Annotated in this window: 18 protein-coding genes and 2 tRNA genes; 5 read left to right on the top strand and 15 right to left on the bottom strand. The window is 65.6% G+C overall.

What is annotated here, in order from left to right; translation table 11 throughout:
* Positions 1 to 138: 138 nt before the first annotated feature.
* Entirely contained in the window at positions 139 to 477 is a 339-nt protein-coding gene (locus QX124_RS18805) for a DUF167 domain-containing protein (RefSeq protein ID WP_315797937.1), read from the bottom strand.
* A 93-nt stretch (positions 478 to 570) separates the two neighbouring features.
* The gene (locus QX124_RS18800) at positions 571 to 861 is read right to left on the bottom strand and encodes a YggT family protein (protein WP_315740475.1); all 291 of its coding nucleotides are present in this window, start codon (positions 859 to 861) and stop codon (positions 571 to 573) included.
* A 181-nt stretch (positions 862 to 1042) separates the two neighbouring features.
* Here QX124_RS18800 and QX124_RS18795 point away from each other — a divergent pair.
* Positions 1043 to 1118, top strand: a tRNA-Ala gene (locus tag QX124_RS18795).
* A gap of 138 nt (positions 1119 to 1256) precedes the next feature.
* Here QX124_RS18795 and QX124_RS18790 read toward each other — a convergent pair.
* From QX124_RS18790 to QX124_RS18765, 6 genes are all read right to left on the bottom strand, one after another.
* Positions 1257 to 2063 carry a glutamine amidotransferase gene (locus QX124_RS18790; RefSeq protein WP_315778196.1) on the bottom strand — a complete coding sequence of 269 codons (807 nt, stop codon included), beginning with the start codon at positions 2061 to 2063 and terminating at the stop codon, positions 1257 to 1259.
* Between the two features lie 80 nt (positions 2064 to 2143).
* Positions 2144 to 2923: an SDR family oxidoreductase gene (locus QX124_RS18785; protein ID WP_315797936.1), complete on the bottom strand. Its 780-nt coding sequence runs from the start codon at positions 2921 to 2923 to the stop codon at positions 2144 to 2146.
* A 217-nt stretch (positions 2924 to 3140) separates the two neighbouring features.
* A complete protein-coding gene (locus QX124_RS18780) occupies positions 3141 to 3608 on the bottom strand; it encodes a TerB family tellurite resistance protein (protein WP_315797935.1) in 468 nt (155 codons plus the stop codon).
* Positions 3609 to 3733: 125 nt separating this feature from the next.
* Positions 3734 to 5143: an adenylate/guanylate cyclase domain-containing protein gene (locus QX124_RS18775; protein WP_315740479.1), complete on the bottom strand. Its 1410-nt coding sequence runs from the start codon at positions 5141 to 5143 to the stop codon at positions 3734 to 3736.
* Between the two features lie 69 nt (positions 5144 to 5212).
* Positions 5213 to 6604, bottom strand: coding sequence for a cytochrome P450 (locus tag QX124_RS18770; protein ID WP_315797934.1), 1392 nt, complete (start codon positions 6602 to 6604; stop codon positions 5213 to 5215).
* A 199-nt stretch (positions 6605 to 6803) separates the two neighbouring features.
* The gene (locus QX124_RS18765; protein WP_315797933.1) at positions 6804 to 8177 is read right to left on the bottom strand and encodes a hydrolase; all 1374 of its coding nucleotides are present in this window, start codon (positions 8175 to 8177) and stop codon (positions 6804 to 6806) included.
* 166 nt (positions 8178 to 8343) lie between these two features.
* On the opposite strand from QX124_RS18765, the gene QX124_RS18760 reads away from it, so the two are divergent.
* A complete protein-coding gene (locus QX124_RS18760; RefSeq protein WP_315797932.1) occupies positions 8344 to 10026 on the top strand; it encodes an MFS transporter in 1683 nt (560 codons plus the stop codon).
* A 75-nt stretch (positions 10027 to 10101) separates the two neighbouring features.
* Here QX124_RS18760 and QX124_RS18755 read toward each other — a convergent pair whose 3' ends face one another.
* Positions 10102 to 11103 carry an NADP-dependent oxidoreductase gene (locus QX124_RS18755; RefSeq protein ID WP_315797931.1) on the bottom strand — a complete coding sequence of 334 codons (1002 nt, stop codon included), beginning with the start codon at positions 11101 to 11103 and terminating at the stop codon, positions 10102 to 10104.
* A gap of 136 nt (positions 11104 to 11239) precedes the next feature.
* Positions 11240 to 11830, bottom strand: a complete 591-nt coding sequence (locus QX124_RS18750; RefSeq protein ID WP_315740483.1) for a TetR/AcrR family transcriptional regulator — start codon at positions 11828 to 11830, stop codon at positions 11240 to 11242.
* Between the two features lie 105 nt (positions 11831 to 11935).
* Between QX124_RS18750 and QX124_RS18745 the strand changes: the two genes are divergently transcribed.
* On the top strand, positions 11936 to 12742 hold the full coding sequence (locus QX124_RS18745; protein WP_315778204.1) for an oxidoreductase: 807 nt from the start codon (positions 11936 to 11938) through the stop codon (positions 12740 to 12742).
* Between the two features lie 74 nt (positions 12743 to 12816).
* Here QX124_RS18745 and QX124_RS18740 read toward each other — a convergent pair whose 3' ends face one another.
* Together QX124_RS18740 and QX124_RS18735 are read right to left on the bottom strand one after the other, a co-directional pair.
* On the bottom strand, positions 12817 to 13032 hold the full coding sequence (locus QX124_RS18740) for a hypothetical protein (protein WP_315797930.1): 216 nt from the start codon (positions 13030 to 13032) through the stop codon (positions 12817 to 12819).
* A gap of 115 nt (positions 13033 to 13147) precedes the next feature.
* The gene (locus tag QX124_RS18735; protein WP_315740486.1) at positions 13148 to 13435 is read right to left on the bottom strand and encodes a hypothetical protein; all 288 of its coding nucleotides are present in this window, start codon (positions 13433 to 13435) and stop codon (positions 13148 to 13150) included.
* A 321-nt stretch (positions 13436 to 13756) separates the two neighbouring features.
* On the opposite strand from QX124_RS18735, the gene QX124_RS18730 reads away from it, so the two are divergent.
* Positions 13757 to 14803, top strand: a complete 1047-nt coding sequence (locus tag QX124_RS18730) for a polysaccharide deacetylase family protein (protein WP_315740487.1) — start codon at positions 13757 to 13759, stop codon at positions 14801 to 14803.
* 79 nt (positions 14804 to 14882) lie between these two features.
* On the opposite strand, the gene QX124_RS18725 is transcribed toward QX124_RS18730, so the two are convergent.
* The gene (locus QX124_RS18725) at positions 14883 to 15299 is read right to left on the bottom strand and encodes a hypothetical protein (protein WP_315797929.1); all 417 of its coding nucleotides are present in this window, start codon (positions 15297 to 15299) and stop codon (positions 14883 to 14885) included.
* Between the two features lie 431 nt (positions 15300 to 15730).
* Between QX124_RS18725 and QX124_RS18720 the strand changes: the two genes are divergently transcribed.
* Complete coding sequence (locus tag QX124_RS18720) at positions 15731 to 16309, top strand: hypothetical protein (protein ID WP_315797928.1); 579 nt, start codon at positions 15731 to 15733, stop codon at positions 16307 to 16309.
* A 17-nt stretch (positions 16310 to 16326) separates the two neighbouring features.
* Here QX124_RS18720 and QX124_RS18715 read toward each other — a convergent pair whose 3' ends face one another.
* Together QX124_RS18715 and QX124_RS18710 are read right to left on the bottom strand one after the other, a co-directional pair.
* Positions 16327 to 17730: a GSCFA domain-containing protein gene (locus QX124_RS18715; protein ID WP_315797927.1), complete on the bottom strand. Its 1404-nt coding sequence runs from the start codon at positions 17728 to 17730 to the stop codon at positions 16327 to 16329.
* A gap of 380 nt (positions 17731 to 18110) precedes the next feature.
* Positions 18111 to 18186 (bottom strand) — tRNA-Thr (locus QX124_RS18710).
* Positions 18187 to 18207 lie beyond the last annotated feature (21 nt).

The following is an 18207-nucleotide window of genomic DNA, read 5'->3' as shown; positions in this document are numbered from 1 at the left end:
GCCACGGATGCCGGTGGAGAGATCACCCCACCCCGCCTCACGCTCGCTTCGCTCACCGTGAGGCGACCCTCCCCCTCCAGGGGAGGGTGAAGATCGCCGCTTGCGAAGCCGAAAGGCCTCGGCTCGCGCTTCTTGCGTCTATTCTCGTTGTTTCCGGGTCGGCATATGGGCTGCAATGAGGTCGCGCAAGGCCTGATCGAGCGCCGACGGATCGCCGTCGATGGCGACCTGCTTCAGCCGTGACGTCGCGCCCGAGGTGATTCGCACGGCCTTCTTGGTGACGCCGATCGCCTTGGCCAGCAGCTCGGTCACGGCGCGATTCGCCTCGCCGCCATCGGCGATCGCGCGCACCCGGACCTTCAGCACATCGCGGCCGTCGGACAGCGTCTCGACGCCATCGATGGCGTCCCGGCCGCCGCGTGGGGTCACCCGCAATGCGAGGGTGACGCCGCCCTTCGAACATCGCCAAGGGACCATCGATAGGGACCCTCGATCCGAATCAGCATCAGACCTGAGTTGACGCAAGCAGCACCCTTGAATCCCGCGCGTCTACGTCAGTGCGTGCAGGCGCTAGACAAACAGACCCTGAAGCGCCGGGATGATCACGAACCGGATGAACTGGATGAGGATGAAGAGAACGAGAAACGAAAGGTCCAACGCTCCGGCAGGAGGCACGAAGCGCCGAATCTGTCGGAGCGCGGGCTCTGTCAGAGCATCAAGCGTGTAAAGCACCTGTCGGACCAAGTCGTTCCGGACGTTGATGACGCTGAACGCGACCAGCCAGGACATGATTGCCGCAACGACCAGGATGAACACGTACAGGCCGAGAAGCCAGTCAACGAAGTCTAAGAGGCGTATCATCCGGGGTTCCTGGAACGAGATATCACCCGGTTAGATATCTGTTCCCTCCCGCGCAAACAAGGGAAGGTGCCCGTCAAGGCTAACAGGCGATGTGACCGTTCTTGACTTGACCAGGGCACCGACTGTAAATGGCGCCCGATCTGCCGGCCGCCTGTTCCCAACATCAAAGCGGTCGTGTTACGGGGCCATAGCTCAGCTGGGAGAGCGCGTCGTTCGCAATGACGAGGTCGGCGGTTCGATCCCGCCTGGCTCCACCACGCTTCGCCTTTCAGGCTACGCGTGGCGCAGCCACGCAATGCCTGAAAAGGCGAAGCGTGGTGCCCGGCGTAGCCTCTTGGCGAAGCCGGGCTGAAGTCTGAACATTCCAAGCCAATGGACTGACCAGGACGCCGATCCTACTCCGCCGCCTCGGCCATCGCCGCCACCGGCTCGCGCGCCAGCCAGCCATCCAGAAAATGTGCCAGCCAGGCCCGCTCGGCGGCATCATGCACGGCGCGACCCTCGAAATGATGGTGGCGCAGACGGGCGCCGGGGGTGTCCAACCGGGCATGACCGCGGGTGGTCCAGCGGCACATCATCGCGTAGGTCACGTCGGGGTGGAACTGCAGCCCGGTGGCGTTCTGGTATTGATAGGCCTGCACCGGAAAGTCGCCGCCCTCGGCGAGCAGCTCGGCGCCATCGGGCAGGTCGAAGCCCTCGCGGTGCCAATGATAGACGTGATCAGGCCAATGCGGGCAAAGCCTGCGCCCGGCCCGGGTCGGGCGGATTGGATAATAGCCGATCTCGGCGCGTCCCTCTGGATGCGGCGCAACGGGGGCGCCGAGCTGGATCGCCAGCATCTGCGCGCCCAGGCAGATCCCGAGAAACGGACGCTGCTCCCGCAGCGGCACCTCGATCCAGTCGATCTCGCGGCGGACGAAGTCGTCCGGATCGTTCGCGCTCATCGGACCGCCGAAAATAACGGCACCCGCATGCCCATCGAGCGTCTCCGGTAGCGGATCACCGAACCGCGGCCGGCGGATGTCGAGCGGATAGCCGCGGGCGCGCAGGGCGTTGCCCACGCGGCCAGGGCTCGATGTTTCCTGATGCAGGATGATGAGGACGGGCCGCTGCGGCGCAGCCGCCGGGGCCAGCTTCGAGTAGAGATGCCGAACGTCCGCCTGGGTCCCGTTCGGATGGAGCGAAGGGTCTTGCCTGAGCATCACCTGGCGATCATAGCTAAGCAAAGGTTAACGGCGCGTGAGCGAGCGCACATTGCAAAGCAAGCGCCGGGCCAGCGCGATCAGGTCCGCTTCAGCTGCAGCCGGCCGACCGCGGCGAGGATGAAGCCGCGCGGGAACCAGCGCAGCATGAACGGCACGATCTTGATGCCGAGCCCGGGCAGCACCACGCGCTTGTCGGCCATCAGGCCGCGATAGCCGGCTTCCGCCACGGCCTTGGGCGAGACGTTGAGGATCACCGAATCCACGCCCGGCTTGAAGCCGGCGCGGTCTTGGAATTCCGACGGCACCGGACCGGGACACAGCACCGTGACCCGGACGCCATGCGGCGCCAGCTCCTTGCGCAGCGCCTCGGTGAACGAGATCACATAGGCCTTCGAGGCGTAATAGACCGCCATGCCAGGCCCCGGCAGGAACCCGGCCACCGATCCCAGATTGAGGATGCCGCCCTTGTTGCGGATCAACTGGTCGGAAAAACGCAGCGACAGCTCGGTCAGGGCGCGGACGTTCACCGAGATCATGTCGAGCTGCTCGGCGCGGTCGAGCTGCACCGCCTTGCCGAACAGGCCGAAGCCGGCGTTGTTGACGAGATATTGCAGCTCCAGGCCGGCAGCCGACAGCGCAGCCTCGATGGTCGCGCCGGCGTCGGGGGAGGTGAGGTCACAGGGGATCACCAGCGGCGCCGGGCCGCCCTTGGCGACGATCTCCTGCGCCAGCGCCTCGAGCCGGTCTTCGCGCCGGGCCGTCAATACGAGCCGGTGCCCGTTCGCGGCAAACACGCGCGCCAATTCGCTGCCGATTCCGGCAGAGGCACCCGTTACGAGCGTGACACGTTCACCCACGATCCCTGCTCTTCGATCACAATTTGCACATCATCCAATTGCGGCGGACGAGAGCATAGTGGGACGGGAACATGCAAGACACCGCGATGCATGGCCTCGCGCTGGATTGCGGCAATAGCCTCAGATTCACATGGATTTACATGAACGGGGGTGTCCGGAACAAAATTAAAGTTTGTTCATCTCCGCATGAAGTCGGTTCCACCCGGAGCGACGCGGTTCAAGCCGGGGCGCCGGACTTGCGCGCCGCCACCCGGTGCTTGAGGTCGAGGCGGTCATGCGTGGAGACGCCGAGCAGCTCCGAGGCGCGCCAGACCACATTATCCTCGAATTCGGTCACCTTGCCGTCGGCGTAGACCAGCTCCCACATCATCTCGACGATGCGCAGGCGGCCGGCTTCGTCGACCTCGCGCATGATGACGCTGGTGAAGCGATAGAGATCGACCGCGTCGCCCTCCACCAGCATGCCTTGCGCGATCAGCCGGTCGGCGCTGCCGGGATCGAGCCCGAAGCGCCGCTCGATCAGGCCGTGCAGCTTGCGACGCTCGATCTGGCTCGGCTCGCCGTCCAGCGAGATGACGTGGATCAGCAGGGCCGTCGCCGCGAGCTGATAGCCATTGTCGTCGAACGCCGGGGTCTGCTGCGGCGAAACGACGTCAGCGATGAATTGGCGCAGTCCTTCGAGCATGGAATCCTTCGCTGTAAGATACGTAGCGGATCGCAAACCGGCCGGCGAATGCTCACTATATGCAAATGCCACGCTGCGCCGGCAATCCGCTGCGACCTTTGGACTGCATGACATTTCGGTAAGCCTCAGGGTATTTCGTACACCATCATGCGGTCGGCGATGCCGCGCAGCGCGGCGTGCTTCTGGATGGGCGCGATCTTCGCGCTCCGCAGGATGTCAGCAACGCCCGGGCTCTCGATCACGGGCGCGGTGAGATGGATCTCCTGCGCGGTCGACAGGCTCTGCACGCGCGACGCGATGTTGACGGTCTGGCCGAAATAGTCCTGGCGGTCGTTCAACATCACCGCGAGGCACGGCCCCTCGTGGATGCCGATCTTGACCACGAGATCCTCGGTTCCGCGCTCGGCATTGAGCCGCTGCATCGCCGCGCGCATGCGCAGGCCCGCGGACAGCGCATGCTCGGGCTGGATGAAGGTCGCCATCACGGCATCGCCGATGGTCTTCACCACCGCGCCCTTCTCGGCATTGATGATCTCCAGCAGCGCGCGGAAATGCGCGCGCACCAGGTCGAAGGCCGCGAGATCGCCGACGCGCTCATACAGCGCCGTCGAGCTTTTGAGGTCGGTGAACAGGAAGGTGAGCGAGGTGATCTTCAGCCGCTGGTCGATGTTGAGATTGTCCGCCTTGAACACGTCGCGAAAGGTCTGGTTGGACAATATGCGCTTGGCGGTCAGGAAAGGCCGGCGCTTGCCGAGGAGACGGTGGAGCGCATCGCCGGCAACGAAGACGGTCGGCAGCGTCCGTACGCCGGCCTGATTGTCGAGCGCCAGTCGCAGCGGGCCTGGACGCAACGTGATCGATCCGGTCGGAGGATGCGCCCTGTTGAATAGCAGTCCGAGCTGCTGGCGCTCCCTGGTGGGCTCGCCCTGAACGTCGATGAAATGCGCAGAATGCGTCACCGGTTCGAAGATGATGATGAAATCGGATGGGAGCTGCAGTGAGAGCACGGCCTTCTCACCGGCTGGCAGCTCGAGCGCATCAAGCGTCACTTCTTCGCTGAGCGAGGCAAAAGACTCCCGGTCGAGGTCGATCCCGGAACTCCAGAAGACCTGCTTGTAATACTCCCAGAGCGGCAGCGTGTTCGGATCGTGAGCGGCGATGCTCCTGACCTTGGAGCTCACGGTGAAAGCAACTTCGACCTGCTCGTCGATGGAAGGCTCGTAGCCGCAAGCGCATAGTCCGCAATGGTAATCGTCATGGCGGAGAGATTTCAGCGTGGCGTGCGCATCCAGCACGCCGCTGCAGCCAGGACAGAGCACGTTCCAGGTCAGATCGAACAAGCCGATCCGTGCAGCATGCAGGAACCCGGAAATAACCCGTTCTTCATCGAGACCGGCGCGCGCCGAGAACTCCAGGGCATTGATACGGTTGAGTTCGTGATCTTCACCCGCCTCAATCAACCGTGTGATCGCGTCCGCAACGGCCGGATCGGCGGTCTGCTTCAGAACCGAAAGCTGGGCCTGGATGTCGCTCATGGCGTGTTAAGATGGTGCCTAGCAAACCCACAAGCAAGAGACGAAGCGATAGCCCGGCCGCCGCCGGGATCAGACGCCCGCCCTGGGCGTGAGCTTGAACAGCGGCGAGCGATCCGGCTGGGTCGTGACCACGCCGACCGGCATCACGGGTGCGGCGTCGAGCATTTCGATGTCGAAGGCCGCCACCAGCCGTGCCAGCGCCAGCACCGCCTCGGTCAGGGCGAAATGAGCCCCGATGCAGACCCGCGCGCCCGCTCCGAACGGCAGATAGGCGAAGCGCTCCGGCGGCGGCGCGCCCGGCATGAAGCGATCCGGTATGAAGGCGTTGGGCGTTTGCCATAGCCTCTCGTGCCGGTGCAGCAGCCAGGGCGAGATCAGCACGACGTCGCCGCGCTTCACCTGGAACTCGGCGATACGGTCCGGCCCGCTTGCGGCGCGCGCAATCAGGAAGGCGGGCGGATAAAGCCGCAGCGTTTCGTCGATCACCGCGCGTGTGAACGGCAACTGATCCGGATTGCTCAGATCCGTCGCGGCGCGCGCCTCCTGCGCCAGCCTGTCCTGATTGGCCGGGTCGAGCGCGATGAGATACAGCGCCCAGAACAGCGCCGTCGCGGTCGTCTCGTGCCCGGCGAGGATCATGGTCGCGACCTCGTCGGCGAGCTGCGCATCGGTGAACGCAGCGCCCGTTTCCGGATCGCGTGCCGCGCCCATCAGGTCGAACAGGTCGCGCGGCGGCGCATCCTCCAGCTTGCCGGCCGCGCGCCGCTCGGCCATCAGCATGGCGACGAAGGCGGTCCAGCGCTTGCGGAAGCGTCGGCGCGCGAAGTCGCGCGGCGTCGGCCAGGACAGCGGCAACACGATGTCGAGCAGATGCGGGCTGGCCAGCCGCGCGCCATACTCGTAGACGAAATCGCGCAGGGTGGCGCCGTGCCGGCCCATCTCGAACGAGAACATCGTGCGGCCGGCGATGTCGAGCGTCATGCGCTGCATGATCTCGCGCAGGTCGAGCGGCTGACCGCATTGCTCTCTCAGCCGGACAACGGTCTCATCGGTCACCGCGACCATGTGCGGAACGAGGCCGGAAACGGCGCGCGGCGTGAAAGCCGGCGCCAAGGTGCGGCGCTGGTGCTTCCACGCCTTGCCTTCGGCGATCAGCAGCCCCTCGCCGAGCACTGGACGCAGCACGCGGATGGCGCCGACGGTGCGGACGTAGTTCTCCCAATTGTCGACCAGCACATGCTTGATGGTATCAGGCGTATTGAGAATGTAGCTGGAGCTGCCGAAGAAGCGGCCGCGGATGATGTCGTCCTCATAGGCGCGCTGGCTCCAGGTCGCGATCGCGTTGTCGCCCATCATCAGCACGCGGCGCAGGGCGCCCATGCTGTCCGGCGCCCGCGGCGGCGTTGGAGGAACCAGTGGCACGCGTGCCTGCGGCAGGTAGTGGACTTCGGCGGTACTCATTCACTGCCTCTCGACGCTGTCGTGAGCGGGGAACGGCGGACCGGCGGCATGCCGAGCGCCGGCTGCTGTAGGACGAACCGGCCGGCCGCGGAACGGCGGTTTCCTGCCAGAGGTAATTCGGTCACCTCGCTTGCAACATGCGTGGGAGAGCGCGATTCAGCGCTCTCCGAGGCTGTGATGTACCATCATACTCCAGCAACTAATTAGTCAGCTCGATCATCGCAATCCTGCTCTCCGATGCTGGCCAAAGACGGGCGGCGATGCGTTCCTCGTTGAACAGTCCGATGACGCTGCGCCCGACGTCGCCCGCTGGCAGCCGCAATGTTGTCGCTGCATCGGTCGGTATTCCCTTCTGCACGTCCCCGGGTTCCTTGCCGTCGAGCAGCACGATGTCGCGGGGCAGGCCGAAATAGCCGCGCGGCCTGATCATGATGAGAATCGCTCCGGCGCCGGCATCGGCCTGGCCGAGCGGCCGCGCCGCGCGCAGATGCACGACGTCGGACGAACGCGGGAACGGCGAACGGTAGAAGTGCGTGATCGGCGCGCCCGGCGAGGTCAGCACGATCTCGAGATAGGATGTCGGATCGACCTCCGCGGGACCCCAGCGTCCGTCGGCGCCGGTCTGGCCGCGATAGACAGGCTCGCCGTTGCGTGCGCCTGTCTCGCTCGAGACGCGATAGACCTCCACGCTTGCGTCCGCGACTGGGCGATTGGTCGGCGCGCCGCCCGGCGTGCCCGTCACCAGGCCGCTGATCCGCACCTGCTGCTCGGGCTGGATCGCGATCTGCGCCGGCTCACGGCCGGCGATGAATTTGTAGATCTCGCGGAACGCGCGCGGGTGGAACGCGACCTCGCGATGGTCCAGCGCGCCGAGCACGAGATTGGTCGCGCCCTTCAACGCCGGCCCTTCCGCAGTGATCCCGGTGGGCACGCCGGGCTTGCCGACCAGCCGGCCATCGGCCTGCGCATATTTGTCGAGGCCGTCGCTGCGCAGCGTGAGGAAGGCGGTGCCCTCGGCCACCTCGCTGTCACCGACATTCAGTCCGCGCAGGAACGGGCCGCGGCCGTTGAACTCGCTGCCGGGGCTGTCCTCCCAGTCGAACACGCCATGATTGGGCGTGCCGCACAGCACCGCATGGCTGACATCGGCGCCGCCGCCGTTCTTCACCACGTTGCGGATCGCATTGCCGCCGCGCGAGCTGCCGACCAGCGCGATCCGCGCTGCACCGGTGCGCTCCTTGAGCGCCTTGATCGCTTCGGCAAGTTCGCGCCGCTGGTCGTCGGTCGACGAGCGACCCGGCTGCGCCACGGCGTCGTCATTGCGCGCCAGCGGGTCGGTGAAGTTGAGCGCGGCAAGGCGCGTTCGCGGCACGCCGTTGGATTCCATCCGCCACAGCGTCGTCAGCCAGAGCGCCGCGTGGTCGCCATTGCCATGCACGAACAGGATCGGGGGAATCTCGCCTGCCGATGTGGTCGCCGCCGCCGTTTGCGCACGTGCAGGTAAGGTCAGACCGCTGGTGAGCAGGGGCAGGGTTCCCATGGTCTGCAGAATGGTGCGGCGCGTCAGCTTCATCGGCGGTCTCCCTTTCGTCTCATTCATTTTGTGTTCGTTGGCCGCGGTCCATGATGCGAGCCTGGATAGCGAGCACTGGACAGCGGCGGACATTCGCAGGCATCACATACGTCCGGGCGGAATCAAGCGATAGTTCAATGCGGACGGACGACGTGGACGGAACGGCATGAATGCGCCGCAGAAACGTGAGCTGTTTGCGGCCGAGAGCATCGCCGCGCCGCTGCGGCACGCGGTGTTCCGCCGCATCTGGCTGGCGAGCCTGCTGTCGAATCTGGGCCTGCTGATCCAGGCCGTCGGCGCCGCCTGGGCGATGACGCAGATGGCGTCGTCGGCCGACAAGGTGGCGCTGGTGCAGACCGCCTTGATGCTGCCGGTCATGTTCATCTCGATGCCGGCCGGTGCCATCGCCGACATGTATGACCGGCGCATCGTCGCGCTGGCTGCGCTTGCGGTGGCCCTGGGCGGCGCCACCACCCTGACCGTGCTGGCCTGGCTCGGCCTCGTGACCCCAGAGCGGCTGCTGGCGCTGTGCTTCGTGATCGGCAGCGGCATGGCGCTGATGGGGCCGGCGTGGCAATCCTCGGTCAGCGAGCAGGTGCCGCCAGAGACGCTGCCGGCGGCAGTCGCGCTGAACGGCATCAGCTACAACATCGCCCGCAGCTTCGGCCCGGCCATCGGCGGCGTCGTGGTCGCCGCTGCCGGCGCGGTCGCAGCCTTTGCGGCGAATGCGCTGCTGTATCTGCCGCTGCTGGCCGCGCTGTTCCTGTGGCGGCGCGTCGTCGAGCCGAGCCGCCTGCCGCGCGAGCCGCTCAACCGCGCCATCGTCTCCGGCGTCCGCTACATCGTCCACTCGCCGTCGATCCGCATCGTGCTGATCCGCACGCTGGTCACCGGCATCATCGGCGGCTCGATCTCGGCGCTGATGCCGCTGGTGGCGCGCGACCTGCTGCATGGCGGCGCGCAGACCTACGGCATCATGCTCGGCGCCTTCGGCATGGGCGCGGTGGTCGGCGCGCTCAACATCGGCGAGATCAGGAAGCGGCTGTCCGGTGAGGCCGCGATCCGCACCTGCGCGCTGACCTTGGGCGCGGCCACCGCGGCCGTTGCACTCAGCACCGCGCCGGTGCTGACGGCGGCGGCGCTCGTCATCGCCGGCGCGGTGTGGATGCTGGCGGTGGCGCTGTTCAACATCGGCGTGCAGCTTTCGGCGCCCCGTTGGGTCGCGGGCCGCGCGCTGGCGGCATTTCAGGCGGCGATCTCCGGCGGCATCGCGATCGGCAGTTGGGGCTGGGGCCGCCTCACCGACGCCGCTGGCGTTGAGGTCGCGCTGCTGGTGTCGGGAGCGCTGATGATGGTGTCGCCGCTGCTCGGCCTGTGGCTGCGGATGCCGCCGATCGGGGCCCGCAACGAGGACGGCGAGACCTTGGCCGATCCGGAGGTGCAACTCGAGCTGACGCCGCGCTCGGGGCCGCTGGTGGTCGAGATCGAGTACCGCGTCGCTGAAGACAATGCCCGCGCGTTTCACGACCTGATGCAGGACGTGCAGCTCAGCCGCCAGCGCAACGGCGCCTATGGCTGGTCGATCGCCCGCGACATCGCCGATCCCGAATTATGGACAGAGCGCTATCACTGCCCGACCTGGATCGACTATCTGCGTCAGCGCAACCGCTCGACCCGCGCCGAGCGCGAGCTGCACAAGCGCGCGATCGACTTCCACATCGGCACCGACCCGGTGCGCATCCGCCGCATGCTGGAACGCCCGTTCGGCTCGGTCCGGGCCAAGGAGGATATCGACCGCACCGCCGAGCAGGCACCGGCCGTTGCGTCAGCGGCCCGCAGCGGGCCCTAGAACGGCGGGGGCAAGCGTAGCCTTCGCGAGCTATGTCCGCTTCAGGATCGCTGTCAGCTGCAATCAAGAAACCCGCTACTGCACCTTGATCACGACCTTGCCCTTTGCACGGCCGGTCTCGACATAGGCGAGCGCCTCGGGCGTCTGGGTGAAGGGGAATATCTTGTCGACGACGGGGCGAATCGCGCCGCCATCGATCAACCCGGCGATCTGCTCGAGTTGCCGGCCATCGGCGTGCATGAACAGGAATGAATAGTCAACGCCGAGGCTCTTTGCCCTCTTGCGCACGCTGCGGCTCAACAGCCGGATAACAAGCTTCAGAACGGCGTTCAGCCCGAGAGCCGTGGCAAAGGCCGGGTCGGGCGGCCCCGAAATCGAGACGAGGCGGCCGCCCGGCTTCAGCACGTTCAGGGATTTCGCAAGCGTCTTCGGATCCTGGCTGTGCAGCACGACGTCGTAGCCCGAGAGAACTTTTTCGAAGTCCTGGGTCGTGTAGTCGATCACCACATCGGCGCCGAGGCTGTTGACGAGGGCGGCGTTCTTCGCACTCGTCGTCGTCGCGACCGTCGCCCCCAGATGCTTGGCAAGCTGGATCGCGATCGTACCGACTCCGCCGGAGCCAGCCTGAATGAAGACCTTCTCGCCCGGCTTCACCTTCGCGACATCGACCAGAGCCTGCCACGCCGTCAGCGCGACCAGCGGCACGGACGACGCCTCTTCCATCGTCAGTGTGCGGGGCTTGAGTGCGACATCGTCTTGGTGGATGGCGATGAATTCCGCGAAGGTGCCAATGCGGTGATCTCTTGGCCGGGCATAGATCTCGTCGCCGCCCCTGAAGCGGCTGACCCCATCGCCGACCTTGACGACGGTCCCGGCGACGTCGTGACCGAGCACAAAGGGCAGACGGTAGGGCAGGAAGATCTTGAACTCGCCGTCCCTGACCTTCGAGTCGATCAGGTTCACGGCCGAGGCATGAACGCGAATGAGGACGTCAGCGCTCTGGACCTGCGGATTGGGCCGTTCGACGAGGCGTAGCGGGCCCTTCTTCTTGTACTTCTCGACGACGTAGGCTTTCACTGGGCTCTCCGGTCTGTGTTCCTTGCCTGGCAAGGTTTTGCTTGCGCCGTGCGATCTGCATAAATTCAGGTGTGGTCGAGGCTGATGGCGCCGCGCGTGATGTCATCGGAACGCGCACGAAGCGCGCATCGGGGGTTCATTCAGGCTTAGGAAGCTGATGCGCGCGAAGGCCAGCCAAGGTGCGGATCGCGAGTTTTCCGCTCCGCAGGATGCCACTCGACGCCTCTTCGTCGACTGCGCGGGCCAGTTGGAGCGTCCCGATCAGGGTCGCAAAGATCGCGCATGCCACATCTTCCCTCGCTTCGACATGGGCCGGAAGTGCTTCCGCGAGAAGCAGCACAAGGGCGCGAGACTGTTGGGCATACATGCCGCGCGTCTCTTCCGGCTGCCGCGCAAGCTCCGGTAACAGTGCCGCAGAGGCGCAGCCCTGCCCCGGATGGTCCCGGTGTTCGGGGGAAAGATAGATGTCGATCAAGCGATCGAGTCCCCCTTCGTCCAGCACCTCGCGCAGCCATACGGCCTGCCTGCCGAGGGAGTCGGAGATCGTCTCGCGGACGAGATCGGCCTTCGAAGGGAAGTGGGGATAGAAGGCGCCGTTCGTCAGGCCGGCATCCTTCATGATCGTCGCCAGACCTGAGCCCGCAATTCCATCCGTGCGGAAGCGCTCGACAGCGACGTCCATGATCCTGCGGCGCGACGTGTCCTTTCGGCCCTTTTCGTATCGCATGACGCCTTCGTCCGCATCTCTATTGCATTATGATCATAATATCACTAAACGATCATAATGCAACCCGTCTCTGACGCGAAGTCCGAGATTACGTGAGGAAAACACATGGCCGCCGTAAGAACTGCAATCGTGACCGGGGCATCCTCCGGCATCGGCTACGCTGCCGCCGAAGGTCTAGCCCGCGCGGGTTTCACGGTGTTCGGAACAAGCCGGAAGATCGCCAATGACGGCCCCCAGGGCGTCACGATGCTGGCCTGCGACGTCACCGACGAGGCGTCGGTTTCTGCGCTGATCGCAGACGTCGTCTTGAGGGAGGGGAAGATCGACCTCCTCGTCAACAACGCCGGCATCGGCATGTTCGGCGGCGCAGAGGAATCCTCGATCCCGCAATCGCAGGCGCTCTTCGACGTCAATGTCTTCGGCGTGATGCGGATGACGAATGCGGTACTGCCGGTGATGAAACGCCAGGGCGGCGGCCGCATTCTCAACATCGGCTCCATCCTCGGGGTCATCCCGGCGCCGTACTCGGCGCATTACTCGGCCGCCAAGCATGCGATCGAGGGCTATTCGGAATCGCTCGACCACGAGGTCCGGGCCTTCAATGTCCGCGTTTCCGTCATCGAACCGGCCTATGTCCGCACCGTTTTCGATCAGAACGGCATGGAGCCCGACCAGCAGAAAGCCGAATACGATCAGGCGCGTATGGCTGTCGCGGCGCTGCTGCGGGATGTCATGCCCAAGGCCGACCTGCCGGATGTCGTCGTGAAGGTGATCATCAAGGCAGCGAGCGATCAGGTCCCGCGCCGGCGCTACACCGCAGGCAATGCGGCGCGCATGGTCAGTCTGCTGCGCCGATTCGCAACCGCCGGACTATTCGACAAGACCCTGCGCAAGCAGTTCCGCCTCGCGTAGTCAGACGCTTCCGACCGCCTTCGGGCGGGCCGCACCAGTTCGCGAAAATTGCTGTCCGTGCTGCGGGACGGACCTTACTGCCCGTGCTCGGTCAGCACCTTTTCGCAAGCCTTCGACAGCTTGGCCCGATGCTCCTTGAGACAGGCCAGCACCGCCTGATCGCCGTTGTTCATCACCGCGCGGCAATGCCGCGAGACGTCGCGCGCGCAGGCATCCTGGCCGGGCTGCTGCTGGGCTGAGGCCGCCGACGCCATCAGGACCAGAGGAATGATCGCTAGGATTTTGTTCATGACTGGCGCCTCGCTCCCGGCATTGAAAGGTTGGCGGCGCTTTTAGTGGTCACAACCGGCCGTCGCAAGCGCCGCGGTCGCAGCCGGGGCGCGCAGGGGAGCCAAGAGCGGTTCCTCAATTGGCGTCGTTGACCTCGGCGACCTTGCCGCTGCGCCGGGAGACCTCCTTGTCGAGCACGGCGCGGCAGCCGGAGCTGAGCGACGAGCGGTTCTTGATCATGCAGGCGGTGATCGCCGGGATGTTCGGGATCTCGCTGCTGCACAGGCGGAAGGCGTCGCCGGTGCACATCTGCTGCGCTTCGGCGCTGAAGGCGAAGCTCGCAGTCGAGGTGAAGGCCGAGACGGCGGCGACGCTGATGGCGGTCAGAACGGCCTTTCGCAGAACATTGGTGGACGTCGTCATGGCTGGCTCCCATTGGCGCCGCATGTTTGCGGAGCCGCGTGTTTCAATGCGCCCATCATGGCCTGATCGCTCTCTAGCAACCGTGATGCGGGTCACGCCAGATCCAAACCTGGTCGGCAGTTCCGGCAGGCCGATGGCCGCGGCGACACGTCGCTCCGGTGAACTGCCGCTTCGGCGCCGGCATCATTCTGGAAATCTTGCCCGATCCTGGTCGTGTTGGCACCGCGTTAAGGAATCGTTGGCACTAATGGAAGCTAATTGAAGGAGCCGGACAGCGTTGCGTCCGCCATCGAGTGTCTCGCGCTTTCGGGAAGAGTAACCATGCGTAATGCGTTAGGCTTGCTGCTGGCCACCGTCGTCGCGGCGTTGGCGATCACCGGTGTCTGGTACTACGTATCGAAGCCCAGCGCCGCCAAGGCCGCCGCGCAGAGCGCAGCGGCGAGGCCGTCCGAGCCGTCGCCGCCGCCTCCGGCGCGAGTCGCCGCCAAGGCCGGCGCCAAGGACGATGTCGAGATGACCGGCACGATTTCCACGCGCATGGCGGCAAGCGCGCCGGCGCCCGTGCAGCCCAAATCGACCTGCGCCAATCCGGACGCGCTCGGCATCTCCCGCACCGTCATGGTCGACACCACCGGCGGCCCCGGTTTCGGCCTCGACCATTTCAAGCAGTTCGACTTCCTCGCCGACCACGAGGTGGTGCTGACCTTCGACGACGGCCCGTGGCCGGTCAACACGCCGGCGGTGCTGAAGGCGCTGGCCGACGAATGCACCACCGGCATCTTCTTCACGATCGGCAAGCATGCGACCTATCATCCGGAGATCCTGCGCCAGGTGCTGGCCGCTGGGCATGTCGTCGGCGTTCATACCTGGTCGCACGCCAATCTGAACGGCAAGAAGATGACCGACGAGACGGCGAAGGAGGAGCTCGAGAAGGGCTTCAGCGCGGTCAAGTTCGCGCTCGGCACCAACCCGGCGCCGTTCTTCCGCTTCCCGCAACTGCAGCACCGGCCCTCTGCCGTGGCCTATCTCGGAAGCCGCAATGTCGCGATGTTCTCCTGCGACGTCGACAGCTTCGACTTCCGCTCCAAGGATGCCGACCAGGTCGTCAACACCGTGATGACCGGGCTCGACAAGAAGGGCAAGGGCATCATCCTGATGCACGACTTCCAGAAGAACACTGCGCTGGCGCTGCCGACCCTGCTGCGGCGGCTCAAGGCCGGCGGCTACAAGGTGGTTGCGATGAAGCCGAAGGGCACGCTCGACACGCTCCCGGAATATGACGCGATGATCGGCCAGGATCCGAAGCTGCCGACGACAATGACCAATGCGCGGCCGATCTCGAGCGTGATCCAGACCATCTCGCAGTGATGCTCCGCTGCAGGGTCTCCTCGCGCGAAAGGCCGGGCATTCGCCCGGCCTTCTTCGTTTGTCGCCTGTCGCCGGCCGCTCACCAATAGATGCCGTGGCGATGCAGCTCGCGGACGATCCGGGCTTCAGTCCAGCTCTTGCGGCGCGTCCGGTCGGAGCGCGCCGATTTCGACCGCCGCGATGATTTCTGCACCGAGCGGGTCGGCTCGGGCGCCGGCGTCGCAGCGGCGACGGCGGGCTGTGGTGGCGTCGTTGCGGCGACCGGAGCCGCGGGAGCCGCAGGCGCAACCGGTTGCGCAATCGGCTGGACCTGGACCGCGGCTGCTGGCACCGGCGCCGGCGTGACGGTGACCTCGCCGGCCTGCTGGACATAGCTCGGACGCGGTGCCGGAGCGGCGGCATCGCTCGACGTCATCGACAGGTTGCGTGTTCCCTCGGCCTGTGCGGCCGCGGCGGACGCGAGCATCATGGCTCCGATCAGGATCATCTTGCGCATCGTGAAAGCTCCCCTCGTTGACTGAGAGGAGGTTTAGACGCCGGCGCGACCGTCCGATGTGACCGCGGTCACGCTCGGCCCTGCAAGCGCGAATGGAGCCGGGATCTCGGCACACGTCATTGCGGACCGGCGCACCATTTTTCTCGAACCCTTTTCGCCGCCGCGGCGACTTCCGTTCAGGACGCGGGAGCTCGGGACGAGCCCATCCGGACAAGCGACCGACTGCAGCATTTGCGCGGTGGCGCCCGCGGCAGTCCTGCTTACCTGACTTTTGCTACCAAATGACCGTCACGACGCGGTGCTTCATGGGGGCCAGGGCGATCTCAAGATTGAGGTATGATTGTATGTATACGTCCTGTTCGTTGGTGCTGGTTCAGAAGATTCGCCGAATCCGATAGTCAGGGCGATCGATTCGGAGGGAGGATGCGCGCATGGGCCGGGTGATCGTTGCGATGTTCATGGCGGCCGTGACGTTGCTGGCCGCCAGCGGGCAGGGCCGGGCGCAGTCCGGCGACAACAGCGTCGAGGAGATCTATATCGCGCGGAGCGTGCGCCAGGGCCGCGTCGTGCCGTCGGATTTCTGCGCGCCGACCAAGACCGGCTTCGCGCCGGCGCTGGAGGATCAGCTCTCGATCCGCGCCGTCGGGGTCCGGCCGGCTGACGGCCGCATGACCGACACCGGCGACAAGAGCATCGGCGAGATGCGGGTCTGCATCGGCCAGGCGATGGATCCGACCCTGCTCGGCACCTACACCGAGGGCCAGCTCAACGGCATCGCATTCACCGGCATCGGCGATTGCCGGCTGGTGCGCGGCAATCTGCCGGAGGACGGCCTGCTCACCCACCGCTGCTTCCTGGCGCTGTCGGGCCTGCCTGAGCCGTATGTCGGCGGCTTCCTGGTCTCGAGCTCGCTGTATTCGAAGACGCCGTTCGGCACCGAAAGTTCGCCGCCGGGCTACGCCCAGGCCGGCATCCTGGTCATCCGCCTCTGGAGGAAGCGGCTGCCCTGAGGCCGCCGTTCGCGCGCTCAGGCCGGCGAGAAGGTCTGCACGAAGGCGCGCACCGCCGCGGACACCTTGTCCTCCGAGACGTGCCAGGCGGCGCCGTCGTCGGCGGCGAAGAAGCTGGAGGCGTTGGAGCCGGCCCAGCGGAACACCTCGAACGACGGCCAGTACCAGATGTCCTCGAGGTTCGAATTGTTGACGACCTCGTGCGCGACCAGCCGCATCGTGCTCTTCGACAGGCAGTCGGCCTGCACCACCGATTCATATTCGAACGAGGTCAGCAGCGGCACCGGCGACACGGTGACGATCACCTTGATGCCTGGCCGGATGCTGCGGATGAACTCGATCAGATAGAGCACGTTGTCGACGTTCTCCTGCACGCTGGCGGTGCGGAACTTGTACTTCTCCGCCAGCGCCCGCGAGTTCAGCGCGGTCGGCCGCGGCAGCACGAAGGCGCCGGTCTCGCGGTCGAAGAACGCCGCGGCGACGCCGAGCGTCAGGATGAAGACATCGGCCTGCTTGATGACGGCCAGCGTGTTCTCCTTGCTCGATCCCGGCGGCAGCAGCTCGACGATGCGCTCGCGGATCTCCGGATCGATCTTGGCGTCGCGCAGCCAGTCGACGAACACGCGGTTGGCGAAGGTCGTGTTGATGTACTCCGAGATCTCCATGTGGTGGCTGGCATAGCCACTGTCGGTGAGGCTCTTGGAGAGATTGCGCGCGAAGCACGAGCCCATGGTGAAGAAGCGCGTGCTCTTGTCGAGGAATTTCGGCGCGGCGGCGAGGTTCACCGCGATGTGGTTGGTGATCAGCGTCTGCAGGTCGCCAAGGAAGTCCTTGGTCTCCGGATAGCGTCCGACCTTGGCGCGGCCCTTGGCTTCCTTGGCCTTGCCCTTCTTGGCGTTCGACCGCGCGAGCTCCAGCGTCTCGCGGTTGATCGGGTTGTCATAGGCCGGGTTGAGCTTGATCGCCTTTTCCAGCGCCGCGACCGCTTCCTCGAATTCGTTGCCCTGGGTCAGGATCTCGCTGAGCGAGAAATAATCGGCCGCCTGGTTGGAGGCGTGGGCGAGCTTGCGGAACAGCTCCATCGAGCGCGTGAACGGCCCGACATGGCTGCAGCGCACGGCCGCACTGCGGATCAGGTGCAGGTTGCCCTCGCTCGGCTCGTCGAAGATCTCCGGATGCTCGTCGAGGATCGCCAGCATCATGTCGCGCGCCTCGGCACGCTTCTTGTGCGAGCCGTCGTCGATCAGCTGCGCATAGATGAAGCGCGCGTTGATGTCCTTGGGGTCGAGCTCGAGCAGCTTCTGGAACGCGAGCTGGGCGCTGACGAAGTCCTTGTCCTCGATGTATTTGTAGGCGAGCGTCCGGATCTGGCCGACGATGGATTGAAACTGGGTGTGGTTGTCGAGGGCAGTCGTGCTCATGTCGCGGGTTCGCCTTTGTCTCGCGTTGCGTCTTCGGCCGTTGGTCCGGCGCCGCTGCCAGCAGCCGGTGCATCGCCAGTGCCGGTCGTATCGTCACGCGCACAGGTGCCATGCCCTCGCGAGAGACGTCCCACCATGACCTCTGGATACTGATCGCCACCGGCTTGGCCGCTGGCGTACGCCCGAGCGCAACCGGCACCTGCGGGATTCGAACGCCTCGGACGCGCTCGTCCGGATCGCCGCCAGCCGCCAGTGCGGGCATTCATCCCGCCGCTCGCGCCGAACGATGGCGCGATTTGGGTTAAGCAATTCTTAACCGGCAAATGCAGCGCGGCGAGCGGGCGGGTCAGGAAAGGAGAGATGGGGACGGAAGGAGAGGCTGGTGCCGCAAGAGGGACTCGAACCCCCGACCCCGTCATTACGAATGACGTGCTCTACCAGCTGAGCTATTGCGGCGAACCATAGCGGCGAGCGCCC

The organism is Bradyrhizobium sp. SZCCHNRI3043 (assembly GCF_032377735.1).
In the GTDB taxonomy this organism is placed as follows: Bacteria; Pseudomonadota; Alphaproteobacteria; order Rhizobiales; family Xanthobacteraceae; genus Bradyrhizobium.
The sequence above is the reverse complement of the archived record's forward strand: the minus strand, read 5'-3'. Positions and strand labels throughout refer to the sequence as shown.

What these genes read in the sequence shown, in the direction of transcription:
- QX124_RS18800 (WP_315740475.1), bottom strand. Translation starts at nt 861, where the DNA reads ATGATACGCCTCTTAGACTTCGTTGACTGGCTTCTCGGCCTGTACGTG.
- QX124_RS18750 (WP_315740483.1), bottom strand. Translation starts at nt 11,830, where the DNA reads ATGCGATACGAAAAGGGCCGAAAGGACACGTCGCGCCGCAGGATCATG.
- QX124_RS18740 (WP_315797930.1), bottom strand. Translation starts at nt 13,032, where the DNA reads ATGAACAAAATCCTAGCGATCATTCCTCTGGTCCTGATGGCGTCGGCG.
- QX124_RS18790 (WP_315778196.1), bottom strand. Translation starts at nt 2,063, where the DNA reads ATGCTCAGGCAAGACCCTTCGCTCCATCCGAACGGGACCCAGGCGGAC.
- QX124_RS18725 (WP_315797929.1), bottom strand. Translation starts at nt 15,299, where the DNA reads ATGCGCAAGATGATCCTGATCGGAGCCATGATGCTCGCGTCCGCCGCG.
- QX124_RS18770 (WP_315797934.1), bottom strand. Translation starts at nt 6,604, where the DNA reads ATGAGTACCGCCGAAGTCCACTACCTGCCGCAGGCACGCGTGCCACTG.
- QX124_RS18715 (WP_315797927.1), bottom strand. Translation starts at nt 17,730, where the DNA reads ATGAGCACGACTGCCCTCGACAACCACACCCAGTTTCAATCCATCGTC.
- QX124_RS18780 (WP_315797935.1), bottom strand. Translation starts at nt 3,608, where the DNA reads ATGCTCGAAGGACTGCGCCAATTCATCGCTGACGTCGTTTCGCCGCAG.
- QX124_RS18765 (WP_315797933.1), bottom strand. Translation starts at nt 8,177, where the DNA reads ATGAAGCTGACGCGCCGCACCATTCTGCAGACCATGGGAACCCTGCCC.
- QX124_RS18745 (WP_315778204.1), top strand. Translation starts at nt 11,936, where the DNA reads ATGGCCGCCGTAAGAACTGCAATCGTGACCGGGGCATCCTCCGGCATC.
- QX124_RS18805 (WP_315797937.1), bottom strand. Translation starts at nt 477, where the DNA reads ATGGTCCCTTGGCGATGTTCGAAGGGCGGCGTCACCCTCGCATTGCGG.
- QX124_RS18735 (WP_315740486.1), bottom strand. Translation starts at nt 13,435, where the DNA reads ATGACGACGTCCACCAATGTTCTGCGAAAGGCCGTTCTGACCGCCATC.
- QX124_RS18775 (WP_315740479.1), bottom strand. Translation starts at nt 5,143, where the DNA reads ATGAGCGACATCCAGGCCCAGCTTTCGGTTCTGAAGCAGACCGCCGAT.
- QX124_RS18760 (WP_315797932.1), top strand. Translation starts at nt 8,344, where the DNA reads ATGAATGCGCCGCAGAAACGTGAGCTGTTTGCGGCCGAGAGCATCGCC.
- QX124_RS18720 (WP_315797928.1), top strand. Translation starts at nt 15,731, where the DNA reads ATGGGCCGGGTGATCGTTGCGATGTTCATGGCGGCCGTGACGTTGCTG.
- QX124_RS18730 (WP_315740487.1), top strand. Translation starts at nt 13,757, where the DNA reads ATGCGTAATGCGTTAGGCTTGCTGCTGGCCACCGTCGTCGCGGCGTTG.